This window comes from Urbifossiella limnaea, assembly GCF_007747215.1.
GTDB classification, from domain to species: Bacteria; Planctomycetota; Planctomycetia; order Gemmatales; family Gemmataceae; genus Urbifossiella; species Urbifossiella limnaea.
This window is the reverse complement of the sequence record NZ_CP036273.1, coordinates 2295952-2320325: the sequence shown is the minus strand read 5'-3', so window position 1 is coordinate 2320325 and position 24374 is coordinate 2295952. Positions and strand designations below refer to the sequence as shown.

Genomic DNA, 24374 nt, shown 5'->3' with positions numbered 1-24374 from the left:
CAGGCTTAACCACAGAGTCACAGAGGGCACGGGGGAAGACAGAAAGCCGAGGCAGAGCAGAGTTTGAAATCAAGATCTGTCCTCCCTCTGCCTTTTGTCTTTCCGCTGTGCCCTCTGTGGCTCTGTGGTTTAATCTTCTTCATCCTCCCGTTTTCCCACCTGGACCACCTCCCCATGCACCGGCGCCTCCTCGCCGCCCTCGCGCTCGCCACCGCCGCGCCGCTGTTCGCCACGCCGCCCGAGCCGCCCCCTGCATCGCCGATCCCCGACCTCGCGGACGGCACCGCGGCGGCACTCCAGCACATGAAGTCGTTCCGCGTCCCGGCCGGGCTGACGGTCGAGTTGTTCGCCGCCGAGCCGAAGCTCGCCAGCCCCGTCGCCATCAGCGTGGACGAAAAGGGCCGCGTGTTCGTCGCCGAAGAATACCGGCTCGGCAAGGGAGCCGCCGAGAACCGCGGCAACCCGAAAGACAACTTCTCGTTCTGGCTCGACGACGAGCTCCAACTCCAGAAGCTCGACGACCGCCTGAGCATGTACAGGCGGTGGGAGAAAAAGTTCCCCGGCGGTATGGAGTGGTTCACGAAGTGGAGCGACCAGGTCCGCCTCGTCGAGGACACGAACGGTGACGGCAAGGCGGACAAGGCGAGCGTGTTCGCCGGCGGCTTCAACGGCCCGCTGGACGGCCTCGCGGCCGGGGTGCTGGCGAAGGACGGCGACGTGTACCTCACCAACATCCCGAGCCTTTGGAAGATGAAGGACGGCGGCAAGGGCGTCGCCGCGACGAAGGAGGCGCTGCTCAGCGGGTTCGGCGTGAACTGCGCCTTCTACGGCCACGACCTGCACGGCCTCATTTTCGGGCCGGACGGCAAGCTGTACTTCAGCGTCGGCGACCGCGGCTTCCACGTCACGTCGAAGGAGGGGAAGCAGTTCAGCGGCCTGCGAACGGGCGCCGTGTTCCGCTGCGACCCGGACGGCACGAACTTCGAGGTGGTGATGCGCGGCCTGCGCAACCCGCAGGAGCTGGCGTTCGACCAGTACGGCAACCTGTTCGCCGACGACAACAACTGCGACAAGGGCGACCACGCGCGACTGGTGTACGTGTGCGAGGACGGCGACAGCGGCTGGCACATGGAGTACCAGACGATCAACCCGCCGTACATGGGCGGACCCTGGTTCGCGGAGCGGCTGTGGCACCTGCCGCACGCGGGTCAGCCGGCGTACCTGGTGCCGCCGGTGGGGAAGATCGGCACCGGCCCGAGCGGCTTCCTGTTCACGAGCGGGACGACGCTGCCGGACCGGTACAAGAACGCGTTCATCATGTGCAACTACGCCGGCAGCCGGGGGCTGGAGGCGTTCAAGGTGACGCCGAAGGGGGCGGGGTTCGAGATCGCCGACTACCACGACTTCCTGACGCCGATCATGGCGACGGACGTGGACCAGGGGCCGGACGGCAAGCTGTACGTGAGCGACTTCGTGAACCTCGACTGGGGCGGCAAAAGCCTCGGCGGCCGCATCTACACCGTCTTCGACAAGCAGAAGGTGAACACGCCCGAGGCGCTGGAGACGAAGAAGCTGTTCGCCGAGGGGTTCGGGAAGCAATCGGACGGCCAACTAGCAAAGCTGCTGGCTCACCCGGAGCAGCCGGTACGGCTAAGGGCTCAATGGGAGCTGGCGAGACGCGGGGGTAAAGTTATCCCGGTACTCGCTGACGTCCTCGCCACGTCGCAGGACCAACTCGCCCGCATCCACGCGCTCTGGGGGCTCGGCCAACTCGCCCGCAAGCAACCGGAGGCCGGGCAGCTGATCGCGGGTCGGCTGTCGGGCCCGGACGGCGAGGTCATGGCCCAAGCCGCCAAGCTGTGCGGCGACATCGGCCACGCCCCCGCGGCGGAGCAACTGGTACGAATTCTGGTGGACCCGCTCACCCGCGGTGGCGACCAACGGGGCAAGTTCTTCGCGGCGCAGTCGCTCGGGAAGCTGAAGCACCGGCCGGCGGTCGAGCCGCTGTTCCGCGTGCTGGCCGAGAACAAGGACGCCGACCCGTGGCTGCGGCACGCCTGCGTCGCGGCGCTCGCCCGCATCGGCGACGCCGACGCCGTCGCCGCGAAGGCCACCGACCCGAACGCCTCCGTGCGGCTCGGCGTCGTGCTGGTGCAGCGGAAACTCGGCGACAAGCGGGTGGCGAAGCTCCTGACCGACGCCGATCCGCTCGTCCGCACCGAGGCGGCGCGGGCGGTCCACGACCTGCCGATCGAGAGCGAGTTCGCCGCCCTCGCCGCCGTGCTGCCGAACCTCACCGCGGCCACCGACGACGAGTCGATCGCCCGCCGCGCGATCAGCGCGAACTACCGCCTCGGCGGAGCCGAGCACGCGACCCGAGTGCTGGCCGCGGCGGCGAGCCCGTCGCTGTCGCCGGCGGTGCGGCAGGAGGCGGTGCTGGCCCTCCGCGACTGGTCGAACCCGCCGCCGCGCGACCGCGTTACCGGCTTCTGGAACCCGCTCCCGAAGCGCGACGCGGCCGTCGTCCGCGGCGTCGTCGGGCCGCGGTTCGAGAAACTCCTCGGCTCCGCGTCCGGGCCGCTGCTGACGGACGTGGTCGGCCTCATCGGCCCGCTCGGGCTGGAGGTCAGCGAATCGACGCTCACCGGCTGGGTGGCCGAGGCCGGCAAGGGCGTGCCGGTCCGCGTCGCCGCCCTGCGGGTGCTTGCCGACCGCCGCGCGAAGGCGCTGCCGGAATCCGTCGCCGTGGCGCTGAAAGATTCGGCCCCGCTGCTTCGCGCGGAAGCCCGCGACGTGCTGGCCGCGACCGACCCGACGAAGGGCGTGCAGAGCCTGATGGCGGTGCTGACCGAGGCAAAGGCCGCGACCGCCGAGAAGCAGCGGGCACTCGCGACGCTGACGAAGGTAAAGGCGCCGGCCGCGGGCGCCGCGCTCGACCAGTGGGCCGAGAAGCTGACGGCGAAGGCGGTGCCGGCCGAGCTGCAGCTAGACGTGATCGAGGCGCTGAAGGCGGCGCCGAGCCCGGCCCGCGACAAGGCCCGCACCGGCTTCGAGGGAGCGCTGCCCGGCGGGCCGGCGTACTCGAAGTTCGCGGTCAGCCTCGTCGGCGGCGATGCGACCCGCGGCCGCGAGGTGTTCGTCGGCCACGCCGCGGCGCAGTGCTTGCGCTGCCATGTCGTCGGCGGCAGCGGCGGCAACGCCGGCCCGGACCTGTCGAAGGTGGCGGGTCAGCCCGGGAAGGACCGGGCGTACCTGATGGAGTCGCTGCTGAACCCGAGCGCCAAAATCGCCCCCGGCTTCGGCGCCGTGACGATGACCCTGCTCGACGGCCGCAGCGTGAGCGGCGTGCTGGCCGAGGAGAACGCGAAGGCGGTGGTGCTGGTCCACCCCGACGGCCGCCGCGAGACGATCGCCACGGAGGACATCGAGCGGCGGACGCAGCCGACCTCCGCGATGCCGGCGGTGGACCGGGCGCTGACGCCGCGCGAGGTGCGCGACCTGGTAGAGTACCTCAGCACGCTGAAGTAATGCGACCGTCGAGCCGGGGGCGTCAGCCCCCGGCTTCGTGTAGCGGCCCGCCCGGCCGCTCGGCGGGGCCGGCGTCGGGGGCACGGCGAAGGAAGTTCGTCAGGATGCGGTCGATGAACGGCCGGCTCTCGGCCCGGAAGCGGTCGAACGTCGTCCGGTCCACCGCGTACACCTCCACCCGCGTCGCCGCCCGCACCGTCGCGTTCCGCGGCTGGTTCATCAAGAGCGCCACCTCGCCGAAGTAGCCGCCCGGCCCCATACGGTCCAGGGTGTGTTCGGTGCCGTCGGCGGCGGTCGTCACCACGTCCACGGACCCGCGGCGAACCAGGTAGAACTTGCTCCGCTCGTCCACCGCGTCGCCCTCGCGCACGATCGCCTGCCCCGGCCCGAACACCTCCACCCGCCCGGTCGCGGCGTGGTCCGGCCGCACCGGTTGGTCGGGGTGAACGCCGACGAGCAGTTGGTCGGCGATCTTCTGCTGCTCGTCCGGCAGGATGGCCGCGAACACCGGCGACCGCCGCAGGCCCTCGCGCACGAACAGCCGCTCCGCCACCACCACGTTCGACTCGATCCGCCCGCGCTCCATGTGGACGATCCGGTCGGCCATGTTCATGATGCGGGCGTCGTGCGTCACGATCAGGCTCGTGGTGCCGGTCTCGGCCGCGACGCGGTCCAGCAGCGGCACCTGCCAGTCGGCCAGGCGACCACCGTCGGCCGAGTCCACGGCGCTGCGGACGAACTTCATCAGCTCCTCGGGCGCCCGGCGGCGCGCGAGGCACTTCAGCAGCGTGACGACGGCCAAGCCGCTGTTGGCGTCGAGGGCCGCGGTCGGCTCGTCGGCGAGGACGAGCTTCGGGCGGTTGACGAGCGCCCGCGCGACGGCGACGCGCTGCCGCTGCCCGCCGGACAGCGCCGCGGGTTTGTTGCGGAACTTCGCCGCCTGCGGCTTGTCGTCGATGTCGCGGTCGCCGAGAAGGAGGTAGCTCAGCAGCGCGCGGGCGTCGGCGTCCGGGTCGGCGGCGCCCTTCAGGCGCTGGGCCATCCGCACGTTCTGGATCGCGGTGAGCGAGTCGAACAGGTTGTGCCGCTGGAAGATGAACCCGATCAGCCTGCGGACGCCGACCAGCTGCTCCTCGGCCATGCCGGCGAGGCGGGCGTAGTCGCCGCGGCCGGCGTCCCACACCTCGATCTCGCCGGATTGCAGCGTGCGGAGGCCGCCGATGAGCGTCAGCAGGGTCGTCTTCCCGGAGCCGGACGGGCCGCTCATGATGACCAGCTCGCCGGGCATCACCTCCAGTGTGTTCTCGAACAGAACCTGCGTGCGCGTCTCGCCGGTGCCGAAGTGGTGGTTCACCCCGCGAATGCGGAGGACGGGCAGGCCGGGCGGCGGGAGGGTTGACGACATCGAACCGCCTTGTCAGCCGAACACGTCCGCGGGGTCTGCGGACTTCACGCGCCGCACCGCCAGTAGCCCGGACGCGGCGCACATCCCGGCGGTCAGCGCGAACACCAGACCGGCGCGGCCGGGGGTCAGCTCCAGCGGCATCCCGGTCAGGTGCGTCAGCAGCCGGTACGCCAGCCACGTCACCAACAGGCCGGGCAGGTAGCCGGTGATCGCCAGGATGCCCGCTTCTTGCAGCACGATGCCGTTCAGGTAGCCGTTGCGGTACCCGATCGCCTTCAGCGTCGCGTACTGCGGCAGGTGGTCGGCCACGTCGCCCGACAGGATTTGATAGACGATCACCACGCCCACGACGAACCCGAGAGCGACACCGGCCCCGAACGCAAACCCGACCGGCGTACTCACCCACCAGAAGCCGCGCTCCCGCGCCACGAGTTCGTCCTTCGTCAGCACCGTCACGTCGGCGGCGGCGGCGAACGCGGCGCGGATTCGGTCCTGCACGGCCAGCGGGTCGGCGCCAGGCCCGACGCGCACCGCGGCGTAGTCGACGCCGGCCTGCGGGCTCTGCGGGAAGTAGGGCTCCCGCAGGGTGCGGGTGAACGTCCGGTCGTTCAGGATCAGCGTGCCGTCGGTGGCGAAGTCGAAACCCAGGTCGAACCCCGCCGCCAGTTCGAGGTTTTGACCCGCAAGCTCGGTGTGTGTGCCGACGGCGAACGGGCCGAAAACCGTCTCCACGGGCGCGTCGGCGTTCCGGCGGCTGAGGCGGTCGAACAGCGTGGTGCCGGGGCGATTCAGCGCCTCCCACCCGCCGGGGTCGAGGTTCGGCAGGTCGAACACGCGCGCCGCCGGGTCCACGCCGACGACGCGGAGCTTGCGCGTCTGCGTGCGACCGGCGGGGTCGGCGGACGTGTGGCGGAGAGTACTGGCGTTGTGCTCGACGTAGATCGCGTGGACCGACGCCACGCCCGGGACGCCGGCCGCCTGCTCGAGCCGGCGGCGGCTGAACGTGTCGGCGAACACCAGCGCCGGCCGGGCCGGGTTCAGTAGCACCAACTCGGCGTCGATGCTGCGGAACAGGCGGGTGTTGCCGTCGAGCATCGCGTTCATGATGCCGAGTTGCACGCCCATCAGCACTACGGCGAAGCCGATGCCGGAGGCGAACAGGGCGAACCGGACCGGGTCGTGGACCAGGTTCCGCCACGCCAGCGGCACGGGCGGGATGCGGCTCATGCGAACAAGTCCGCGGGGTCGGCGGCGTGGACCTTCCGCACCGCCAGGAGGCCCGAGCCGAGGCACATGCCGCAGGTCAGACCCAGCACCACGGCGGCGCGGGAAGCGGTCATCTCGGTCGGGATGCCGCCGACGGTGCGGGCCACCGCGTACAGCCCGACTGCGGCGACGAACCCGGGCACGAAGCCGAGCACGGCCAAGAACGCGGCCTGCGCGAGTACCACGCCGCCCAGGAACGGCGGGCGGTAGCCGAGCGCCTTCACCGTGGCGTATTCCGGCAGCATGGCGCGGATGTCGGCGGCCATCATCTGGTAGACGAAGATCACCCCAACGGCGACGGCCAGCACCACCGCCACCAGTAAGAACTGCCCGATCGAGGTGAGCCGCATCCAGTGGCGGTTCTCGTGCGCCTCGATCTCGGGGCGCGTCATCACCCGCACGTCCGCCGGCAGCGCGGCCCGCAGCGTCCTCGCGGCGGCGTCGGGGTCGGTGCCCGGCTCCAGCGACACGAGGCCGAACGCGACGCGGTCCGCGGGGCGGTACGTGATCGCGGCGAACGTCGGCTCGGCGGTCAGGATCATGGCGTTCCAGCTGAACCCGGTGCCGAGCGCGAATCCGCCCACCACGTCGACATGGCGGCCGTTGTAGCGCAGGACGTTCCCGGTCGCGGGGTCGCCGGCCGGGGGTACGTCGATCAGGTCGGCGAGGCGGCCGAACTCGGGTTTGGAGCGGGTGTCGAACAGAATGGCGTCGGGCCCGGTGAGGAGCTTGCCGGCGCGGGCCGCTTCCGCGGGGGAGCGGAACACGCGGCCGCGGTCCACGGCGAACACGTCGGCGAGGCGGTCGGGCGGGACGCCGAGGATGCTGATGCTGCGGGTGCCGCCGGCGGGCACGGCGCGGCCGAGGAGGTCGCGGCGGGCCGGCATCCGCCACGTGCCGATACCCATGCTGACAGGGACGGCGTCGGTCACGTCGGGCGCGGCGCGGGCCTGGGCGAGGCGGGCTCGGGGGAAGTCGCCGGTGCGGCTCACGTCCACGTACTCGGACGAGACGAGGAGCAACTCGAAGCGGAGGGCGTCGTACAGCATCGCGGCGGTTCGGCCGACGCCGTCGTACAGGCCGAGTTCCATGAACACCAGCACCACGGCGAAGGCCACGCCCGCGACCGCGATGGCGGTACGGCCGCGCTTGTGGGCGAGGTTGTGCCACGCCAGCGCCGCGGGGCTCACGACTTCGCCGCCGACATCCGCCCGGCCACGGCGTTGCGGAGGGTGTCGCCGTCCCAGCGGAAGGCCGCGTGGTGCGGGCAGGCGTTCACACAAAACGGCTTCCCGCCGACGGACGCACACAGGTCACAGTTCGCCGCCTGTCGAGCCACCACCGCCGTGCCGGCACCGCCGGGCTTGCCGAGCGGTACCATGTGGATCGAGCCGTAGGGGCAGTTCCGCTCGCACAGCCCGCAGCCGATGCAGTGGCTCTCGATGAGCACCTCCAGCCGAGTGCCCTTCCGGTGGATCGCGTCCACGGGGCAGCCGTCCATGCAGTACGGCTTGTGGCACGACCGGCAGGACGTGGCCACGAGGAAGTCGCCGAACCGCATCCCGTCGCGGAGGAGCCGGGGGTTGCCGCCGTGGGTGTCGGCGCAGGCGCGCGTGCATTCGTCGCAGCGGGTGCAACTCTTGAGGTCCAACACCAGCATCTTCTGGCCCTGGAACAGCCCCTGCGACACGTACGCCGGCGTCAGCTCGGCGGGAACCGTCTTCGGCGGGTTGAGCCGCAGCCGGACCAGATTGAACAGCAACTCCTTCACCTGCGGGAAGCGGTCGCACATGCCGTCGAAAACGCCACCCGGGACGCGCACCAACTCGATCGGGTCGATGGCCGCGACCGTCGCCTGGCGGCGCGTCGTGCTGGCGTTCTGCGGCAGGATGCCGGCCTCCTTCAACTCGTCGCCGAGCAGCGCGATCTCGCCGATGCAGTCGCCGTCGCCGAGCCGGCCGAGCACCTGCTTGCGGCCGCTCACCGTCTTGTACAGCTCGACGTTGCCGATGCGGATGAAGTAGAAGTCCTGGGCGCGCTCCCCCTCCGCGAGCAGCACCTCGCCGGGGGCGGCCGAAATGTACGTGAGCTTCCCCGAGCGCACCAGGAAGTCGGTCACCGCCCGCCGCTCGTTTTCCGGCAGACCCGCCAGGAGCGCCGACCCCATCAGCAGCTTGGACTCTGCGACGCCGCGCTCGATGGCCCGCGGCTGGTACACCTCGCGCACGGCCTGCCGGGTGTCGCGGGCGCGGAGGAACATGTCGAGCATGTTCCGCGTCACCTCGTACACCACGACGTCCCGCGCGGCATCCGGGTGCTGCGGCGCGACGTACTCGCCGGGGCTGACTTCGAGCAGCGTCCGGCCCGGCTCGTCGGGGTCGGCGAACACCTCGATCGTGGCGTTGCGGGCCTTCTGCGTCAGCGGGGCCATCTCGCCCAGCAGCAGCACGGTACCGGGGATCGGGTTGGCGTTGATCTTCTGCCCCAGCTCGCGCTTCACGACCGTCTCTTCTTCCTTCCCCAGCAGCCGGCCGATCCAGCCGGGCGTGACCGTCTCGCGGACCGTTTCGTAGGCGTTAAACTTGCCGGTGCCGGTGAGGAGGAACGCCGTCGTGTCGTACTCGCCGCCCCACGCCAGCACTTTCCGCTGGCCCGGCTTGATGACCCACCGGCGGACGGCCCCCTCGTTCCATTTCAGGTACGCGAACGGCACCGAGGCGAACGGCGCGATCACCCGGCCCTGGTCGGCCGGCTTCCCCGGCGGGACGTAGTACACGCGGATGTTCCGCACCTCCTCCGCGGTGAGGAAGTCGCCGCCCTCGGGGAACGGGATGTTGGGGTTCTGCGGGATCAGCTCCGGCGAGTCGTCCCACGCCCGCGGCTGCACCCGGCGGCGGAGCGACAGCGCCCCGGTGGGGCAGCTGGTCATGCACTCGCCGCACTGCACGCAGGTGGATTGCGCCAGGTTGGCGTCGGCCTGGCCGTCGGCGCGGGCGCGCGGCCCCATCAGGAAGTCGAGGTCGAAGCTGACCCGGGTGGCGTACCCCTTGCCGGTGTGGCCGATGACCTGGAACGGTTTGACCTCCGAGCACGAGCGGACGCAGCGGTCGCACAGGATGCACTTGTCGTGGTCCACGACCACGGTGCGCGACGAGTACGGGAAGCGCTCGTCGACGACACGGTTCCACGCGGCCCAGGCGGCGTCGGCCTCGCGGCTGAGGGTCTCGTGGCCGGGCACCGTCGGGGCAAGCAGGTCGAGCGGGATGCGGCGGAGCGGCTTGGTGTGGGGGCGGTTCGGGTCGGTGTCGCTCGGGATGTCCTGGGCCATCCGGTTGCGGCTGAACGCCCCCTCGGGCCGCTTCAACCGGTCGCGCACCTTCGTCACGCCGATGCGGGCGGCGACCGCCTGCAACTCGTTCTCGTAGCGCTTGCTTTCCTTGTACTCCCGCCCGTCGTCCTGCCAGCGGACGGTCTCCGGCTTGTGGTCGGCGTACAGCATCTCGACGACGAGGCTGACCGACTTCTGCACCTTCTTCGCGGTGTCGCCGAGGCTCGACTGCTCCTTCTCGGGCATCGCCTTGAGCCGCTCCGGCTCGTGCCGCTCGGCCCCGAGGCGGGTGGTGACTTCGAGGCCGGTGCTGACTTCGAGGTGGCACGCGGGGAACAGCTTCCGCTCGGCGCGCTTCGTCCCCTTCTTCACCTTCACGACGTGGACGGAGCAGACGCGGCACACGGCGACGGGGTTGAGGTGCGACATGTGGCACAACACCGGCAGCCGCTCGCGGAGTTCCGTCTCGGTCCAGCGGCCCAGGCGGACGAGTTCGCGGCCGGCGTCGTAAACGGTGGTGGCGCGCGGGATCAGGTTGCCGGTGGCGTCGCGCAGCTCGGCCCCCGCGGAGTCGGTCTTGGGGACGGCCTTGGGCACGGTGACGGCGTAGCCGTCGAGGACGACCTCGATCAGTTCCTTGAACTGCTCGGCGGTGGCCCGCTCCTTGCGGACGAGCACGTCGTCCTCGTCGGACGACAGGTTCGAGGTGGTGTCCGGGCCGACGAGTTCGTAGCCGTCGTCGTCGGGCGCGGGGGTGGCGGGGTCGGGCATCGGTCTGTCCTTGTCGTCGAACGCTCGCCGGGCGAGCGGCCCGCGTGAGCGGGCTGTTCCTGAGCGCCACTGGTGCGATTACCAGCAGCCCGCTCGCGCGGGCCGCTCGCCTGCGTCACGACCCCTTCGCGGCCTGCGCCGCCGGCAGCAGGAAGTACTCCAGCGCCGACGCCATCGGTACCGGGGCGATCTGGCCCAGCCCGCAGATGCTGGTCTGCGCCATCGCCTCGGTCAGCGTCTTCACGTCCTCGCCGACGCCCTTCAGGTCCGACGTGCTGAACGCCTGACCGGCGGCGCGCTGGCGGATCAGGTCGAGGCCGATCTGGTACAGCTTCTGCGACCCGAGCCGACACGGCACGCACTTCCCGCACGACTCGTTGCGGAAGAACCGCGTGTAGTTCACCGCCTGCGACAGCGCGTCCGTGCCGGTGGCGTACACGACGATGGCCGCCCCCAGCGCGATGCCCACCTTCAAGCGCAACGCCCCGTTCACGCCGCGGAAGAAGTTCAAATCCATCGGCAGCTGGCGGATGTCGAGAGTCGTCGCGCCGGGCGGCAGGTGATTCTTGGCGATCCGCTCCATCGCCGCCTTCTCGGCCGGGCTCCGGAAGCTGCCGAGCACCTTCGCCAGCCACGCGTCATAACCGGCCGCGTCGGGTACGGGGGCGATGGGAATCGCAGCAGGCACGATACCGCTCGACGGCCCCGACGGGGCGACCGCGAACAGGCCGTTCGGCACGCCGCCGCAGTACTTCGGGTCGTCGAACACCTCGCCGAGCGGGATGCCGACCGGCACCTCGTACACGCCCGGCCGCTTCACGTCACCGCTGATCGAGAACAGCCGCCGGCCGCCGAACGCCGCCTCCGTGCCCGGCACCTTGTACCCGGCGCCGGCGTAGGACTTGCCCTTGCGGGTAATGATGTACGGGACCCACCCCAGCGTCTCGACGTTGTTCACGACCGTCGGCTGGTCCCACAGACCATTGGTTTGCAGTTCGGGCGGCCGCTGGCGCGGCTGGCCGCGCTTGTCTTCCATCGCCTCGATCAGGGCGCTCTGCTCGCCACAGATGTAGCCGCCGGGGCTCTCGAACACCTCGGCGCGGAAGCTGATGCCGCTGCCGAACACGTCCGGCCCGCACGCGCCGAGCCGCTCCGCGCGCTTGATCTCGGTGTCGATCGCGTGAATCTGTTCGTGGTACTCGTGGCGAATGTAGATGTACCCGGCCGTCGCCCCCGTCAGCAGCCCGGCGAGGATCAGCCCTTCGACGATGAGGTGCGGCGTCCGCAGAAGCAGTTCGCGGTCCTTGAAGGTGCCGGGCTCGCTTTCGTCCCCGTTACAAACGATGTACTTGTCCGGCCCCTTGCCGCGAGCGAGGAGCAGCTGCGACCACTTGTCGTAGGCCGGCTCGCCGGCGCCACCCATGCCGAGCAGGTTCGACGCCGCGAGCTCGGCCAGGAACGGGTGGTTGGCCTTCACCCAGTCTTTGAGCTTGTCGCCGCCGAGGCCGTCGGGCGGGAGCGGCACCGGCTGCTCGCCGTCCTTCAACTGGCGGGCCGTCTCCGGGCGCTCGGCCAGCCAGTTCGCCACTTCCTTGACCCCGCGGTAGTCGCGCGGGTGGTTCTGGGTGGCGTAACAGTCGATCTCCCACTTCGCGCTCGGCAGCTCGTCCGGAAGTTCGAACTCGGCCAGCGACCGCGCCCGCGGGTCGGGCGGCAGCGCCGGCATCCCGTACTCGACGTTCGTGCCGGGCTCGTATGTCGAATCGGTGTCCGGCTCGACGTGCCCGCCGGCGGCGATGGCGCGGATGGTGGCTTCCATCCGCTGGCGGAAGGCGTCGGCCTTCTCGCCGGCCTTGCGGGCGAACACCCACGCGTGGTGGTGCTCGTCGGCCGGCATCGGGTTGCGCTCGACCCACACGGCCGGAGCGCGGTCGCAGCGGCCGAGGCACGACACCCCTTCGACGACCAGTTTGCAGCGGTCGGGCGACGGCGTCGGCAGCTCGATGCGCTTGCCGCCGGGTGCCTTACGGGCTTCCTCCGCCCAGCCGGGGGCGTTCTTTGCCAGGTCCGCCGCGATGGCGTCGTCGTTGCACAGCGTCAGGAGGCCGGTCTTACTGTTGAGGAGGTTGCCGGCGCCCTTGTGGGCGCAGGTCACGTCGCGGCAGACGCGGACTTCGAGGACGGCCGGCTTGTCGCGCTCCTGGCGGAACGCGGGGAAGAAGCTGGCGACCTCCTCGATGCGGTACATCGGCACGCCGACGAGGCGCGCGAGCTGGGCCAGTTCGCGGTCCGGCAGGAAGCCGTACCGGTTCTGGATCTCGCGGAGTCGCTTCACGATCATCATGGCGGCGGTCCGGTGCATCGCCGCGAGCGGCGAAGAAAGCAGGGGGCTACTTCCCGCCCTTGAGGAAGTCGGCAAGCGTCTGGGGCGTCTGCGGGTCGCGGCGGGGGCTGCCGAGGCCGTGCAGCGGGCGGTCGCCGTTGTGGTAGCGGTGGCAGTCGGTGCACCGGTGCCGCACCCCGGCCGCGAACGTCGTCGTGCCGTCGTCCTGCACCACCGGCGTGCCGGCGGGGGCGTGGCACGCCTGGCACGACTTCACCCCGCGGATGGCGATCGGCTCCACCTCGTTGACGCTGCCGATCGGCGCGGCGGGGCGACCGGTGCCGGGGTGGCACTCGGCGCACGTCAGCCCGCGGTGGCTGACGTGGTTAAACTTCGCGTGCTGGAACCACACGGTGTGCTGCGGCAACTTCGAGACCCCCGGCAAGGAGGCGCCGCCGGGTGTCGGGTAGTGGCACTTACCGCACGTCGCACCGCCGCCGTGCAGTTGGTTCTGCGCGGTGCTGGTGAGCGAATCCACGGCGGCCCCGAACTCGGTCAGTTCCTTCGGCGCGGGGGCGGGGTCGAGACGGCCGCCGGGCAGTGGCGCTTTCGCGGCGGCCGGGCTCGCCCTGAGCAGGTTCGCGGCGTACCCGCCGCGGAGGAGCGCCGCGAGGCTGCCGCCCTCCGACTGGTGCGGGACGGGGAATCCGTCCACCACGGCGGTGCCCGCCTTTCCCGGCGGAGCCGCGAGCGGGTGGCACGACTGGCAGTGGTTCTCGAACTTGATCGGCAGGTAATACGCCCCCTCGGCCCGCGGCACGCCGGGATGATCGGGCGCCTGGGCGTCGAGCTGGTGGCAGGCGGCGCAGTTCAGGGCGATGCCCTCGGCCGTGTTGTACCCCTCGTAGCGCTTCGCGGCGTCGGGGCCGCCCAGCTGCGCGACGCGCTCTGTGGTCATGCGGTTCGTCAGGCCCGGCGTCATGTGAACGGCGTGGCTGAACTTCAACTTCCGCGGCGTGTAGTTCTGGCCGGGCGGGTAGTCCCGGAGCACGCGGAACTCGGGGTGGTTCCCCGCGAAGGCGGTGACGACGGCCTCGTAGCCGCTCTGCCCCGCGACGTGCGCCGCCGGTAGGTTTTGGTGGCAGCGCACGCAGTGCTCGTCCGAGATGTCCGTGAGCGAAGTCGTGCGGCCGGCGTGGTCGTGGTGGCAGTTCGAGCAGCGGTCGTGGAACGCGGTGTCGGCCACGGTGGCGTGGTGCGGCGGGCCGGCGTGGCACTTCGTACACGTCAGGTCGTGCCAGCGGTCGCGGGCGTTCAGCACGTTCGACAGGCTGAAGTCGCCGATCCCCTGCGAGCGGTGGCACGCGGCGCAGTCCTGGTCCCACGCGGCGTGCGGGTTGGCCAGCTCGCCGTGCGTGTGGAACGCCCCGGCCCGCGGGTGGGCCGCCTCGACCACCAGCCACAGCCCGAGCAGCACGCCGGCCGACAGCAGCGCCACCGACTTGGCGCGGGCGTAGGCGTCCGGCACGCGGACGTAGCCGCGGAACCCGGTGAAGCGGTCGGACCGATCGCGGCTCGGCGAGCGTGGCATGGGTTACCAGTACTTCAGGGCGCGGACCGCGTGGACGATCATCAGCCCGGTCATTGCCGCGGACAGGCCGAGGTGGACCGGCACCCAGGCGTGCAGCCAGCCGTTCACCCGCCGCTGCGTGTCCCACTCGCGGCGGTACTGGGCCAGCTGCTCCAGCCGGTCGATCGCGGGGAACGCCTCGGCGGGTAGCGTCTCGCGGAGCTGGGCGAAGCGGCGGCGGGCGTCGTACTCCGACTTCAGCGGCGACACCGACGCCCGGCCGCGCTCCAGGTACGGTACGAGAATCCCTTCGCAGAACAGCCACAGCTCCTCGGCCGGCTTGCCGCGGACCAGCGCCTCCGACCGCGCCGCCACCACCGCCCCGCCGCCCGGCACCGGCAGCACCTCGCCGGGTTCGGCACCTTCGAGCGTCAGCGACTCCAGCAGCCGGAACACCTCGCCGGTGCGGTCGCGGTCGTTGTCCGCCGACCACACCACCGGCTTCTTGCCGATGTACCCCGCGGCCACGCGGTCCACCTGCGACGCGACCGTCTCGTCGGGCACCTCGTCGATGAGCGTTTGGGGCAGCCACTGCTGGACGACGAGCCCCCAGACGCCGCTGGCGATGGTGGCGATGAACAGGAGCATCGTCGCGGCCGGTACGAACCCGCCGAGGCCGTACCCGCCGTGAACCAGGATGATCGGCAGCACGGCGATGCCGAGGACGACGTGGACCCACAGCCACAGGCGGACGTTCCACAGGATCGGCGGCCAGCCCTTGAAGCGGCGGAGTTTCTTCCGCACGTACAGGGCCATCTCGAAGAAGATGATGGCGGCGCCGACGAGCCCGAGGAGCACGCCGGCGGGGCTGCTCGGCGCCACCCACCGGCCGGTCAGCCGCATGACCGCGTAGGGCACGAGCGCGGCGGCGGCGGTGGCGGCGAGGACCACGGCCACCCGGCGGCCGACGGGCCAGTTCTTGCTGAGGAGCACGCGGAACCCCACCGGGTGAAACAGCCGGATGCTACCACGCCCCGCCCCGGTGTCAACGGCCTGTCGCAGAACGGTGAAGGTCGGTCCGTGCGGGGCGGCGTGCGGGGAGGATAGCGGAAAATGCGTCCGCGGGCTTGTACCGACCGGGAAAAATGGGAAACTACCGTCGTCTTTTCCACCCCCCGACCGGCCCGCACCGCATGACGCGTACCGGCTCCGTTCTCGCCGTGTTCGCACCGGCCGTGCTGGTCACGGCCGCGTGCTGGGCGACCGTCCGCCCCGCAGCCGGCGTCCAAGGAACTGCGACCACACGCCCCGAAGACAAGGCGGTTCCCGCGGTCGTCGGCCGCGCCGTCGGTCAGGGTGGGTGCTCGTCCGTCGGCTGTCACGGTGCCCCCGGTAGCGACGTGTTCCGCACCGGCCCCACGCCGACGAGTTGGGCCTCGTCGGCGCTCGTGTGGGCCGCCGCCGACCCGCACCGCCGGGCCTACGTGGTGCTGGACGGCGAACTGGCGACGAAGATGATGATCGCCCTGACCGGCGAGGCGTCGCCCGGCGTGCCGAAGGTGAAGGCGACGGCCGAGGCCCGCTGCCTGGCCTGCCACACCAACCCGACCCTCGCAACGAACAACGACCCCCACGCCGTTTCGCTCCGCGCCGAGGGGGTGAGCTGCGAGGCCTGCCACGGCAACGCCAGCGGCTGGCTCCAGTCGCACACCGGCTTCACGGCACCGACTCGCCCCGCCGGGTACGACGCGGGCGGGATGTCGAAGCTGTACGAGCTCGGCGAGCGTGCCCTGGCGTGCGTCGGGTGTCACGTCGGCGCCCCGGCGGGGAACGGGCTGCCGCTGCGTGACATGAACCACGACATGATCGCGGCCGGTCACCCGCGATTGAACTTCGACTTCGCCACGTACCAGTTCATCCTGCCGAAGCACTGGTACGAGCGCGACCGGAGTAAGCCGGAGAGTCGCCCCGACCCCGATTTTGAGACGCGGGCCTGGCTGATCGGGCGGGTTGCGCACGCGGAGGCGGCGTGCAAACTGACCGCCGACCGGGCGAAGCGTGCGGACCCGTGGCCGGAGTTCGCCGAGTACAGTTGCGTCGCGTGCCACCACCGCATCGGCGACTCTGGCGCCGCGTACCCAGCGCCGAATGGTCGGCCGCTCGGCTCGGTGCCGTGGCAGCCGATCTGGCCGGTCGATCGGATGGTGCCGTCACTGTCGAGCGTTCGCACAGCAATGCGCGGCCCGCGACCGAATGCCGGCGCGGAAGCGGCTGCGACGAGGGCGGCGGCAGAACTGGCGGCGCTGCGTGCTTCCGGGACGGCATTCGCCCGCGAGTGGTTCACGAAGGCACTCCCGGCTGGCGAGTGGGACCGAGACCTGACGGAGCAGGTCTACCACGGAGCCGCCGCCTTCGAGCGCTCGAAGGCGACGCGTGACCCGGCCGCGTTCGCCGCGGCCGCGAAGCTGCTGACGCTGCCGCGCGGCACAGTGCGGTTCGACCTGCCGCCCGGCGCCGCGGACGCGGTTCGGGCGCTGGTAAGGTAGCGGCCGCCACAGGATTCCCCGCACGGATGCGACCCACGACCGCGAGACCAGCCGTGCGAACCGCGGTTTGCCTCCTCGCCGGCGCCGGCCTCGCCGCCGGCGCGTTGTTCGGCCCCACACCGCCAGCCCCGGCGGCGGAACAAGCGGCCCCCGCACCTGCTCCCACCGCGGGCGGGCTTGGTTGCGCCGCGGCGTCGTGCCACGGCGGCGGCCGGGCCGGCGAGCGGTTCAGCGAGCACTCCACTTGGGCCGCCGACCTCACCCGCGTGCCGCCGGTCCCCCACGACCCGCACGCCAACGCCTACCGCGTCCTGTTCAACGCCGACTCCGTTCGCATCGCCAGGCTCCTCGGCTGCGGCCCCGCCCACACCAACCCCACCTGCTTGAAGTGCCACGCCGTCCCCGGCGCGGAAGCGGGCGCCGTCGCGGAGGGTGTCGGTTGCGCGGGGTGCCACGGCCCTGAGGAGAAGTGGTTGACCGTTCACTACCTCCCGGAGTGGAAGGCGCTGAGCAACCGCGAAAAGGCCGCCACCGGGTTCGTGCCGACCAAGAACGTCGTCGCCCGCGCCTCGGCCTGCGTCGGCTGTCACGTCGGCGACGCCACCCGCGACGTGGACCACGACCTGATCGCCGCCGGCCACCCGCGGCTGAACTTCGAGATGGCACGCTTCCAGAGCAGCCCGATGTACCGGAAGCACTGGACCGACCCCGCCGCGGACACCGGCTTCGAGGTCAAGGCGTGGGCCGTCGGGCAGGTCGCCAGCCTCCGCGCTGCGGCCGACCTGCTGCGGGCACGCGCCGACCGCGCCGGCCCCTGGCCCGAGTTCGCGGGGCAGAGCTGCTACGCCTGCCACCAGTCGGTCGCCGACCGCGACCCGAAGGGCGGCGCGTCGCCGACCCGCGCCCTCGGCTGGCCGGCGTGGGAGGCGTGGTACACCGCCGCCGCCGGCCCCGCCTTTGATCTCACCCCCGGCTACCGCGCCGGCATCGAGAAGGAACTGACGGCGCTGCAAGCCGTGATGAACCGCCCGAACCCGCCGCGCGCCGCGGCGAAGGAGAAGGCCGCCGCGCTGGTCGCCGCCCTCGACCGCTGGCTCGCCGCCACGCGGGACGCCGACGACGCCGGCCGGCTAGTAGTTCCCACCGGCACCGCACGGCGAGTCGCCGCGGAGCTGGCACAGGCGTCGGCGTCGGCCGCGGACTGGGATTCGCTGGCGCAGCAATACCTGGGGTGTGCCGCCGTCTACCACTCCGCCGGCGGCCGCGCCGCGAACCCGGCCTGGGAGGCGCCGCTGGTGCAGATTCGAGACGGGCTGCGGTTCCCGCCGGCAACAAGTGGGCGGTGGGACAGCCCGCGCGGGTTCGACGCCACTAGACTGACGCAGGTGCAGGCGAATTTCGGCCGGCTGCTCGGGGGGGACCGATGACCACGCAGGCGGAACGGATGGGGCGGGCGGTCGGGGTTCTGGCCCTGGTGTTCGGGGTGGTCGTCGGCCTCGCGGCCGGCGGCTTCTCCGCGGGCGCCGCACAGCCGGCCGGCGCGCGAAAGACGATCCCGCCCGCTCCGCCGGCGGAGAGCGAAGTCGCTTGGATCGGCGCGTCCGAGTGCAAGACGTGCCACAGCGAGGAGACCCCGGAGAAGGTCGAGTTGTACCAGGAGACGAAGGGCTTCACCTTCGTCCGCCTCTGGGAAAACAAGGTGTGGCAGGCCCACGACCTGCACGCCGAAGCGTACAAGAACCTCCTCACGGACCGCAACAAGGGGAAGTCGAAGGCCGAGGCCAACCGCACCGCCACCATCATGGAAGACAACCTCCGCCGGGCCTACGGCAAGGACGACTACACGGTCACCGGCGACACTCGCTGCCTGGCGTGCCACGCGACCTCGAAGTTCCCGGTCACCCCGGCGCGGGTAGCGAAGTGGGCGCCCTCGTCGTTCGTCACGACCGAGGGCGTCGGATGCGAGATGTGCCACGGCCACGGCAGCGCGTACCGCTCCCCGCACCGCGACCCGGTGCTGATCGACGGCAACCCGGACCCGGACGAGTCCACGAAGTACGTCCCCTGGCGCGACGCCGACCCGGCCCGCAAAGCGGCCTGGGGGCTGGCGAACCTCCGCGACCCGGCCGTCGCCGCGGCCCGGTGCGCGTCGTGCCACGTCGGCAACCTCGCGGAGGGCCGGTTCGTCGCCCACGAGTTCTACGCCGCCGGTCACCCGCCGCTGCCGCCGCTCGACCTGCTCGCGTACACCCGAGAGCAGCCGCGTCACTGGGGGCTCGCGTCCGAGATGCCGTTCATCACGGCACTGGCGAAGCGCGACGCGGCCAAGGTCTGGAACACGTTCCACTACAAGGCCGGCGAGTCGGCCGTGGCCCGGCGGTTCGCCGAGTCCACGGTCGCCACCCTGCGGGCAAACCTCGACCTGACGGCGCAGCTCGCCGCCGACGCCGAGAAGACCGGCGGCGGCCTCGACTTCTCGGCGTTCGACTGCTACGCCTGCCACCACGACCTCAAGTACCCGAGCGACCGCCAGGCCCGCGGCTACGTCGGCCCGCCGGGTCGGCCGCTGTTCCGCCCGGCGCCCTTCGCACTGGCCCGGGTGATCGCCGACCACGCTGCCGGCGTCCAGGGGGGTGAAGCTCTGGCCGGCCGCGGCGCCGCGCTGCTGGAGGTCGAGAAGGAGCTGGCGAAGGCGTTCGGTGCGAAGACGTTCGGCGACCCGGCGCTGATCCAGAAGGCCGTCGCCAACGGCACGAAGCTGTCGGACGAAACACTCGCCGCGGTGCGGAAGCTGACCTACGACGCGGCGGCGCGCGACAAGCTGCTCGACGCCGTGGTCGCCGCCGCGGGCCGGCCCGTGGCCGACCCCGAGGTGGCGCAGCTGTACGCCTGGGCCTACGAGACGCTGGCACTGGACGGGGCCGGCCCGCCACCGTCGCCGAAGGACGCCCCACAGTCGCCCCCCCCGGCGGTGGCCGCCCTGCACGCCAAGCTCGCCGGCATCGTGGTGACGCGGCTCCGGCCAGGTGCGAAGTTCACCTACGAGGTGACGCCGACGACGACGCACCCGAGCCCGACCCTGCAATCCGTCGACATCCGGTTGCAGGAGCGGATGAAGACGTTCAACGCCTTCGAGGCCGGCCGCTTCGGGGCCGCGTTCGCGGACCTACGGCCGAAGAAGTGAGCCGCCCGCGGCGCGCATCACTACACCACCGAGAGCCCGGGGGCGCCCGCCCCCGGGCTCTGCCCGTTCTCCCCTCCCCGGAGCCCGCCCAATGACCCGACGGTTCTGCGCCCCGCTGTTCGTCCTGACGGTGGCGTCCTTCGCCGCGTTCGGCCAGGACGCCCCCAACCCCGCCACCAAGGCCGTGTCGAAGCCCGACAAGGGCTGGCAGGGGCGGCACGAGTCGTTCGTCAAGCGCGCCGCCAAGGGCGACGTGGACGTGCTCTTCCTTGGCGACTCCATCACGCAGGGCTGGGAGGGCGGCGGCAAGGCGGCGTGGAAGGAGACGTTCGAGCCGATGAAGGCGGCCAACTTCGGCATCGGCGGCGACCGCACCGAGCACGTCCTCTGGCGGATCACCGAGGGGAAGGAGTTGGAGGGGATCAACCCGAAGGTGGCCGTGCTGATGATCGGCACCAACAACAGCGGGTCGAACTCGCCCGACCAGATCGCCGAGGGCGTGACCGCGATCGTCAAGGAACTCCGTAAGCAGCGGCCGGAGACGAAGGTGCTGCTGCTCGGCGTCTTCCCCCGCGCCGGCAAGTCGACGAAGGAATCCAAGTCGGTGCCGGCGATGGACCTGCAGCCGAAGATCAAGCAGATCAACGACCGCATCGCCAAGCTGGACGACGGCAAGGCGGTGAAGTACCTGGACATCGGCGCCAAGTTCCTGGAGAAGGACGGCAGCCTGAGCCGCGAGGTGATGCCGGACTACCTGCACCTGTCGGGCAAGGGTTACGCCATCTGGGCGGACGCGATCAAGGGGCCGGTGGCGGACCTGATGAAGCGGTAACGGGAAGGTTTCGCCCGTCACGCTTGACGCCGCGGGAGTCGTGCTTAAGATACCTCCACGCTCGCCCGGCCGCCGGGCGAACGCCGAGGTGGCGGAATTGGCAGACGCGCTAGATTCAGGTTCTAGTGGCCGTAAGGTCGTGGAGGTTCAAGTCCTCTCCTCGGCACTGTGATTTCAGACAAGGGGTTGCGGCGAAAGCCGCGACCCCTTTCGCTTTCACGCCCCCGCCTCGCCGGCCTTCTTGAACAGGTCGAGGAAGCGGTCCTCGTACTCGCGGAACAGGCCGAAGCGGTCCAGCGCCTGCTTCAGCTCGAACGCCTTCGAGCGGTCCGCGGCCGCCGCCACGAACAGCTCTTCCACCCGCGCACGCGCCGACGGCCGACGCGCCGCCGGGCTTGGCTCGTCGCCCGCCTCCGGCTCCTCGGCTTCCGCCACCGCCTCACTGTCGTCGTCTTCGTCGTCCTCATCCTCCTGGTCGCCGAACCGCTCCTCGACGCGGGCCAGCACCTCGCCCAGCTGCTCCTCCACGTTGCGGGCCAGCGACGCCAATTCGGACAGGTCGAGCTCGATGCCGGCGAGCGTGGTGAACGCTTCGAGCACGGCGTGCGACGCCTTCGGGAACGGCACCTGCGCGAAGATGTGTGGCATCTCCCCGAGCAGACACGCCCCCGGCAGCCCGGCCTCGGCCGCGACGCCCAGCAGCACGCCGTTCAGGCCGGATATTTGGCCCTCCTGCACGACGTCGAGTTCGAGCCGCTTCAGCTCGTCGAGGTTGGCCTGGTCGGTGGCCGCGGCGAAGACGCGCGAGTCGTGCGACGGGTGCATCTGAGTCGCCATCGCGGCGAACGTGAACACCCGCTCCACGCCGGCCTGTCGAGCGGCGTCGATCACGCGACGGCAGAAGGCGTACTTCCCGGCCGGCGGCTGGGCCTCACCGACGAGGACGACCAGGTCGTGCTTCCCCGCCGGGTCGTTCCACAGAAACAGCCGGCTCCGCGGCCTGCGGACGGCCCCGATCAGGCCGTTCTCCACGGTCACCGAGTCGACGTCGAACGTCTCGCCGGTTTCGAGCTCGGCGACCTCCGACATGCCGAGTTTGGAGAGGAGGTAAACGCCGGCGTTGATGCCGACGTGCCCCATACCGGGCCACACGGCCACGAGCCACGGACGGGTGAGTTTCAGGTTCTCCGGCACGGGCCACGCTCGCTTTCTGCCTCGGGGGCGGTCGGCCCCACTGGGGTATTTTAGGCGCGCCCCGTCGCCGCGCGGCGACGATGAGAACAGGATGGGAATCACCCCGGGGTGTCGCTGCCTGGCGGGGGCGGCGTTTGAGGTGGTGTCGGAGCAGACTCAACCACCAACCGGGGTCGTGTGATGAAGAAGCTGATGTGCGGGGCGGCGGCGTTCGTCGCGGGGGCGGTCCTGATGGGGTCGCCGGCGATGTCGCAGCCGCCGGGCGGGAAGGACGACAAGGGCGGGCCGGGCGGCAAGGGCGGCTTCCCCGGCGGGCCGGGCGGCAAGGGCGGCTTCCCCGGCGGCGACAAGGGCGGCAAGGGCGGCGGGTTCAAGCTCGGGACCGTGCTGCCGCCCTTCGCCCAGGAGCAGCTGAAGCTGACCGACGACCAGAAGTCCCAGTTGACGGCGCTGGAGGCCGACGTGAAGGGGAAGCTGGAAAAGATGCTGACCGACGACCAGCTGAAGTCACTGGAGACGATGCGGGGCGGGTTCGGCGGCTTCCCGGGCGGCGGGGCCGGCGGCAAGGGTGGCTTCCCGGGCGGCAAGGGCGGCTTCCCCGGCGGCGACAAGGGCGGCCCCGGCGGCAAGGGCGGCTTCCCCGGCGGCGACAAGGGCGGCAGGGGCGAACGGCCGCCGGCGTAAGGCAAGTCGTGTTGCCGCTTGCGGCTTAGCGGCGCGAACGCGGCTAAGCCGCAAGCGGCAACACGAGCACCTCACCCCACCGGCACCTCCAGCAACACCGGCCGATCACCCGTCAATCCCGCCCGCACCCGGTCGCTCAGTTCGTCCGCGCGCTCCACCGAGTGCGCCTCTACTCCCAGCGCCCGCGACAGGCCGACGAAGTCGATCGGTGGGTCGCCGAGTGTGAAGCCGGGGCCGTGCGCCAGAGCGGAGAGGCCAAGGCGGTCGCCACACACTTCCAGGATGTGATAGCGGCGGTTGTTCGCCACCACGAACACGACCGGCAATCCCTCTCGCGCTGCGGTCCACAGTCCCTGCATCCCGAACGCCGTCGAACCGTCGCCGAGTACAGCCAACACCGGGCGGTCGGGCCACGCCAGCTTCACGCCGATCGCGCATCCGATGCCCCAGCCTAAGGCCCACCCGCGGTGGCCGAAGTAGCCGGCCGGGTCGCGCACGGCGCCGAGGCGTTCGAGAACGTTGCCGTGCGTCGTCGGGCACTCCTCGACCACGGCCGCGTCCGCCGGCAGCACGCGGGCGACGGCACCCATCACCGCGGAGCCCGCCAGCGGGCGGCCGGCCAGTTGCGCATCGACCGCGGCCCGGAAGTCATCCCGCGCCGCGGCCAGCCGCGCGGCGTGGGCGCGGCCGCGTTCTCCGGCAGCGGCCGCGGCGTCGGGCGTCAGCCGGCGGTCGATCTCGTACACGAGTTCGGCCAGCCCGGCCTTCGGGTCGCCGAGCAGGCCCACTTCCACGGGGTAGTTCTTGCCGATCTCGGCAGGGTCGTTGTCGAGGTGAATCAGCTTCAACCCCGGCGGCAGCGGGCGGAGCGGCTCCTGGCGGATGTACAGCCGCAGCAGGTTCATGCCGACCACGAACGCCACGTCGAACCCGGCCAGTGCCGTCGGGATGTCCGGGTTCCACAACGGCACCGGGCCGGCGTACAGCGGGTGGTCGGTCGGGATCGGGAAGCGGCCGCGCGACGTGTTCTGCTCGTTGAACACCGGGACGCCGAGCGTCTCGGCCAGCGATACGAGTTCGCGGCAGCCGCCGGACTCGGTCACCCGGCTGCCGGCGAGGATGACCGGGTTCGCGGCATTCGCCAGCAGCGTGGCCGCTTGTTGCAGCGGCGTGCGGGCCGGGCGGATGTGCCGATCGACGGACCACGGCGGCGACAGGTCGAGGCCGTCGGCGAGGGCGGTCTGCACGTCGAGCGGTAGCGACAGGAACACCGGCCCGGTCGGCGGCGTGAGTGCGGCCTGGATCGCGCGGCGCGTCGCGTTCGGCAGGTCTGCGACGCGGCCGACCTCGGCGGCGTACTTCACCAGCGGCCGGGCCATGTCCACGAGTGGACCGGCGAGCACGGGTTCTTCGAAGAGGTGGCGCGTGTCCTGCTGCCCGGCCGTGACCAGCAGTGGCGAGCCGGCGGCCTTCGCGTTGACGAGCATCCCCATCGCGTTGCCGAGGCCACAGCTGGTATGCAGGTTCACGACCGCGAGGCGGCCGCCGGCGGTCGCGTAGCCGTCGGCCGCGGCCACTACCGGGCACTCGTGCAGGCCGAGGACGTAGCGGACGCGGCGGTCGCGTGCCAGGGCGGCGTTCAGCGGCAGTTCGGTCGTGCCCGGGTTGCCGAACAGGTGCGTGACGCCGGCCCCGTGCAGCAGTTCGAGAAAGGCATCGACGCCGGTCATGCGGGGTGGTCCG

15 protein-coding genes and 1 tRNA gene are annotated in these 24374 nt (G+C 71.4%); 7 read left to right on the top strand and 9 right to left on the bottom strand.

Going from position 1 to position 24374, the window contains the following annotated elements; translation table 11 throughout:
• The first annotated feature begins 174 nt into the window (after positions 1-174).
• The gene (locus ETAA1_RS09270) at positions 175-3528 is read left to right on the top strand and encodes a PVC-type heme-binding CxxCH protein (RefSeq protein ID WP_145236707.1); all 3354 of its coding nucleotides are present in this window, start codon (positions 175-177) and stop codon (positions 3526-3528) included.
• 22 nt (positions 3529-3550) lie between these two features.
• Here the strand turns inward: ETAA1_RS09270 and ETAA1_RS31740 are convergent, their stop codons facing one another.
• The 7 genes from ETAA1_RS31740 to ETAA1_RS09235 all read right to left on the bottom strand — a co-directional run bounded on the left by ETAA1_RS31740 (position 3551) and on the right by ETAA1_RS09235 (position 15184).
• Complete coding sequence (locus ETAA1_RS31740; RefSeq protein ID WP_202920784.1) at positions 3551-4933, bottom strand: ATP-binding cassette domain-containing protein; 1383 nt, start codon at positions 4931-4933, stop codon at positions 3551-3553.
• 12 nt (positions 4934-4945) lie between these two features.
• Positions 4946-6160, bottom strand: coding sequence for an ABC transporter permease DevC (devC, locus tag ETAA1_RS09260; RefSeq protein ID WP_145236705.1), 1215 nt, complete (start codon positions 6158-6160; stop codon positions 4946-4948).
• The gene (locus tag ETAA1_RS09255) at positions 6157-7389 is read right to left on the bottom strand and encodes an FtsX-like permease family protein (RefSeq protein WP_145236703.1); all 1233 of its coding nucleotides are present in this window, start codon (positions 7387-7389) and stop codon (positions 6157-6159) included. Before ETAA1_RS09255 ends, devC begins: the two co-directional genes overlap by 4 nt.
• Complete coding sequence (locus ETAA1_RS09250; RefSeq protein ID WP_145236701.1) at positions 7386-10298, bottom strand: 4Fe-4S dicluster domain-containing protein; 2913 nt, start codon at positions 10296-10298, stop codon at positions 7386-7388. The genes ETAA1_RS09255 and ETAA1_RS09250 overlap by 4 nt, the downstream gene beginning before the upstream one ends.
• Positions 10299-10413: 115 nt before the next feature.
• On the bottom strand, positions 10414-12660 hold the full coding sequence (locus ETAA1_RS09245) for an NADH-ubiquinone oxidoreductase-F iron-sulfur binding region domain-containing protein (RefSeq protein ID WP_145236698.1): 2247 nt from the start codon (positions 12658-12660) through the stop codon (positions 10414-10416).
• Between the two features lie 28 nt (positions 12661-12688).
• The gene (locus ETAA1_RS09240) at positions 12689-14212 is read right to left on the bottom strand and encodes a cytochrome c3 family protein (RefSeq protein WP_145236696.1); all 1524 of its coding nucleotides are present in this window, start codon (positions 14210-14212) and stop codon (positions 12689-12691) included.
• 3 nt (positions 14213-14215) lie between these two features.
• Positions 14216-15184 carry a hypothetical protein gene (locus ETAA1_RS09235; protein ID WP_145236693.1) on the bottom strand — a complete coding sequence of 323 codons (969 nt, stop codon included), beginning with the start codon at positions 15182-15184 and terminating at the stop codon, positions 14216-14218.
• Positions 15185-15384: 200 nt separating this feature from the next.
• Between ETAA1_RS09235 and ETAA1_RS09230 the strand changes: the two genes are divergently transcribed.
• The 5 genes from ETAA1_RS09230 (at position 15385) to ETAA1_RS09210 (ending at position 20919) form a co-directional block, all read left to right on the top strand.
• Positions 15385-16737: a multiheme c-type cytochrome gene (locus ETAA1_RS09230; RefSeq protein WP_202920782.1), complete on the top strand. Its 1353-nt coding sequence runs from the start codon at positions 15385-15387 to the stop codon at positions 16735-16737.
• 53 nt (positions 16738-16790) lie between these two features.
• Positions 16791-18164: a multiheme c-type cytochrome gene (locus ETAA1_RS09225; RefSeq protein ID WP_202920781.1), complete on the top strand. Its 1374-nt coding sequence runs from the start codon at positions 16791-16793 to the stop codon at positions 18162-18164.
• Entirely contained in the window at positions 18161-19921 is a 1761-nt protein-coding gene (locus ETAA1_RS09220; protein ID WP_145236685.1) for a multiheme c-type cytochrome, read from the top strand. Before ETAA1_RS09225 ends, ETAA1_RS09220 begins: the two co-directional genes overlap by 4 nt.
• Before the next feature lie 91 nt (positions 19922-20012).
• A complete protein-coding gene (locus ETAA1_RS09215) occupies positions 20013-20753 on the top strand; it encodes a platelet-activating factor acetylhydrolase IB subunit (protein ID WP_145236682.1) in 741 nt (246 codons plus the stop codon).
• 82 nt (positions 20754-20835) lie between these two features.
• A tRNA-Leu gene (locus ETAA1_RS09210) sits at positions 20836-20919 on the top strand.
• 50 nt (positions 20920-20969) lie between these two features.
• On the opposite strand, the gene ETAA1_RS09205 is transcribed toward ETAA1_RS09210, so the two are convergent.
• Positions 20970-21947 (bottom strand): PAC2 family protein, encoded by a 978-nt coding sequence (locus tag ETAA1_RS09205; RefSeq protein WP_145236678.1) that lies wholly within the window; start codon positions 21945-21947, stop codon positions 20970-20972.
• Between the two features lie 180 nt (positions 21948-22127).
• Between ETAA1_RS09205 and ETAA1_RS31735 the strand changes: the two genes are divergently transcribed.
• Positions 22128-22631, top strand: a complete 504-nt coding sequence (locus ETAA1_RS31735) for a hypothetical protein (protein ID WP_202920780.1) — start codon at positions 22128-22130, stop codon at positions 22629-22631.
• Positions 22632-22702: 71 nt separating this feature from the next.
• Here ETAA1_RS31735 and ETAA1_RS09195 read toward each other — a convergent pair whose 3' ends face one another.
• Positions 22703-24361, bottom strand: a complete 1659-nt coding sequence (locus tag ETAA1_RS09195; protein ID WP_145236675.1) for a thiamine pyrophosphate-binding protein — start codon at positions 24359-24361, stop codon at positions 22703-22705.
• Between the last annotated feature and the right edge of the window lie 13 nt (positions 24362-24374).

Coding starts and splice junctions, on each gene's coding strand:
- ETAA1_RS09270 (WP_145236707.1), top strand. CDS start 175: ATGCACCGGCGCCTCCTCGCCGCCCTCGCGCTCGCCACCGCCGCGCCG.
- ETAA1_RS31740 (WP_202920784.1), bottom strand. CDS start 4,933: ATGTCGTCAACCCTCCCGCCGCCCGGCCTGCCCGTCCTCCGCATTCGC.
- devC (WP_145236705.1), bottom strand. CDS start 6,160: ATGAGCCGCATCCCGCCCGTGCCGCTGGCGTGGCGGAACCTGGTCCAC.
- ETAA1_RS09250 (WP_145236701.1), bottom strand. CDS start 10,298: ATGCCCGACCCCGCCACCCCCGCGCCCGACGACGACGGCTACGAACTC.
- ETAA1_RS09245 (WP_145236698.1), bottom strand. CDS start 12,660: ATGCACCGGACCGCCGCCATGATGATCGTGAAGCGACTCCGCGAGATC.
- ETAA1_RS09240 (WP_145236696.1), bottom strand. CDS start 14,212: ATGCCACGCTCGCCGAGCCGCGATCGGTCCGACCGCTTCACCGGGTTC.
- ETAA1_RS09230 (WP_202920782.1), top strand. CDS start 15,385: ATGACGCGTACCGGCTCCGTTCTCGCCGTGTTCGCACCGGCCGTGCTG.
- ETAA1_RS09220 (WP_145236685.1), top strand. CDS start 18,161: ATGACCACGCAGGCGGAACGGATGGGGCGGGCGGTCGGGGTTCTGGCC.
- ETAA1_RS09215 (WP_145236682.1), top strand. CDS start 20,013: ATGACCCGACGGTTCTGCGCCCCGCTGTTCGTCCTGACGGTGGCGTCC.
- ETAA1_RS31735 (WP_202920780.1), top strand. CDS start 22,128: ATGAAGAAGCTGATGTGCGGGGCGGCGGCGTTCGTCGCGGGGGCGGTC.
- ETAA1_RS09195 (WP_145236675.1), bottom strand. CDS start 24,361: ATGACCGGCGTCGATGCCTTTCTCGAACTGCTGCACGGGGCCGGCGTC.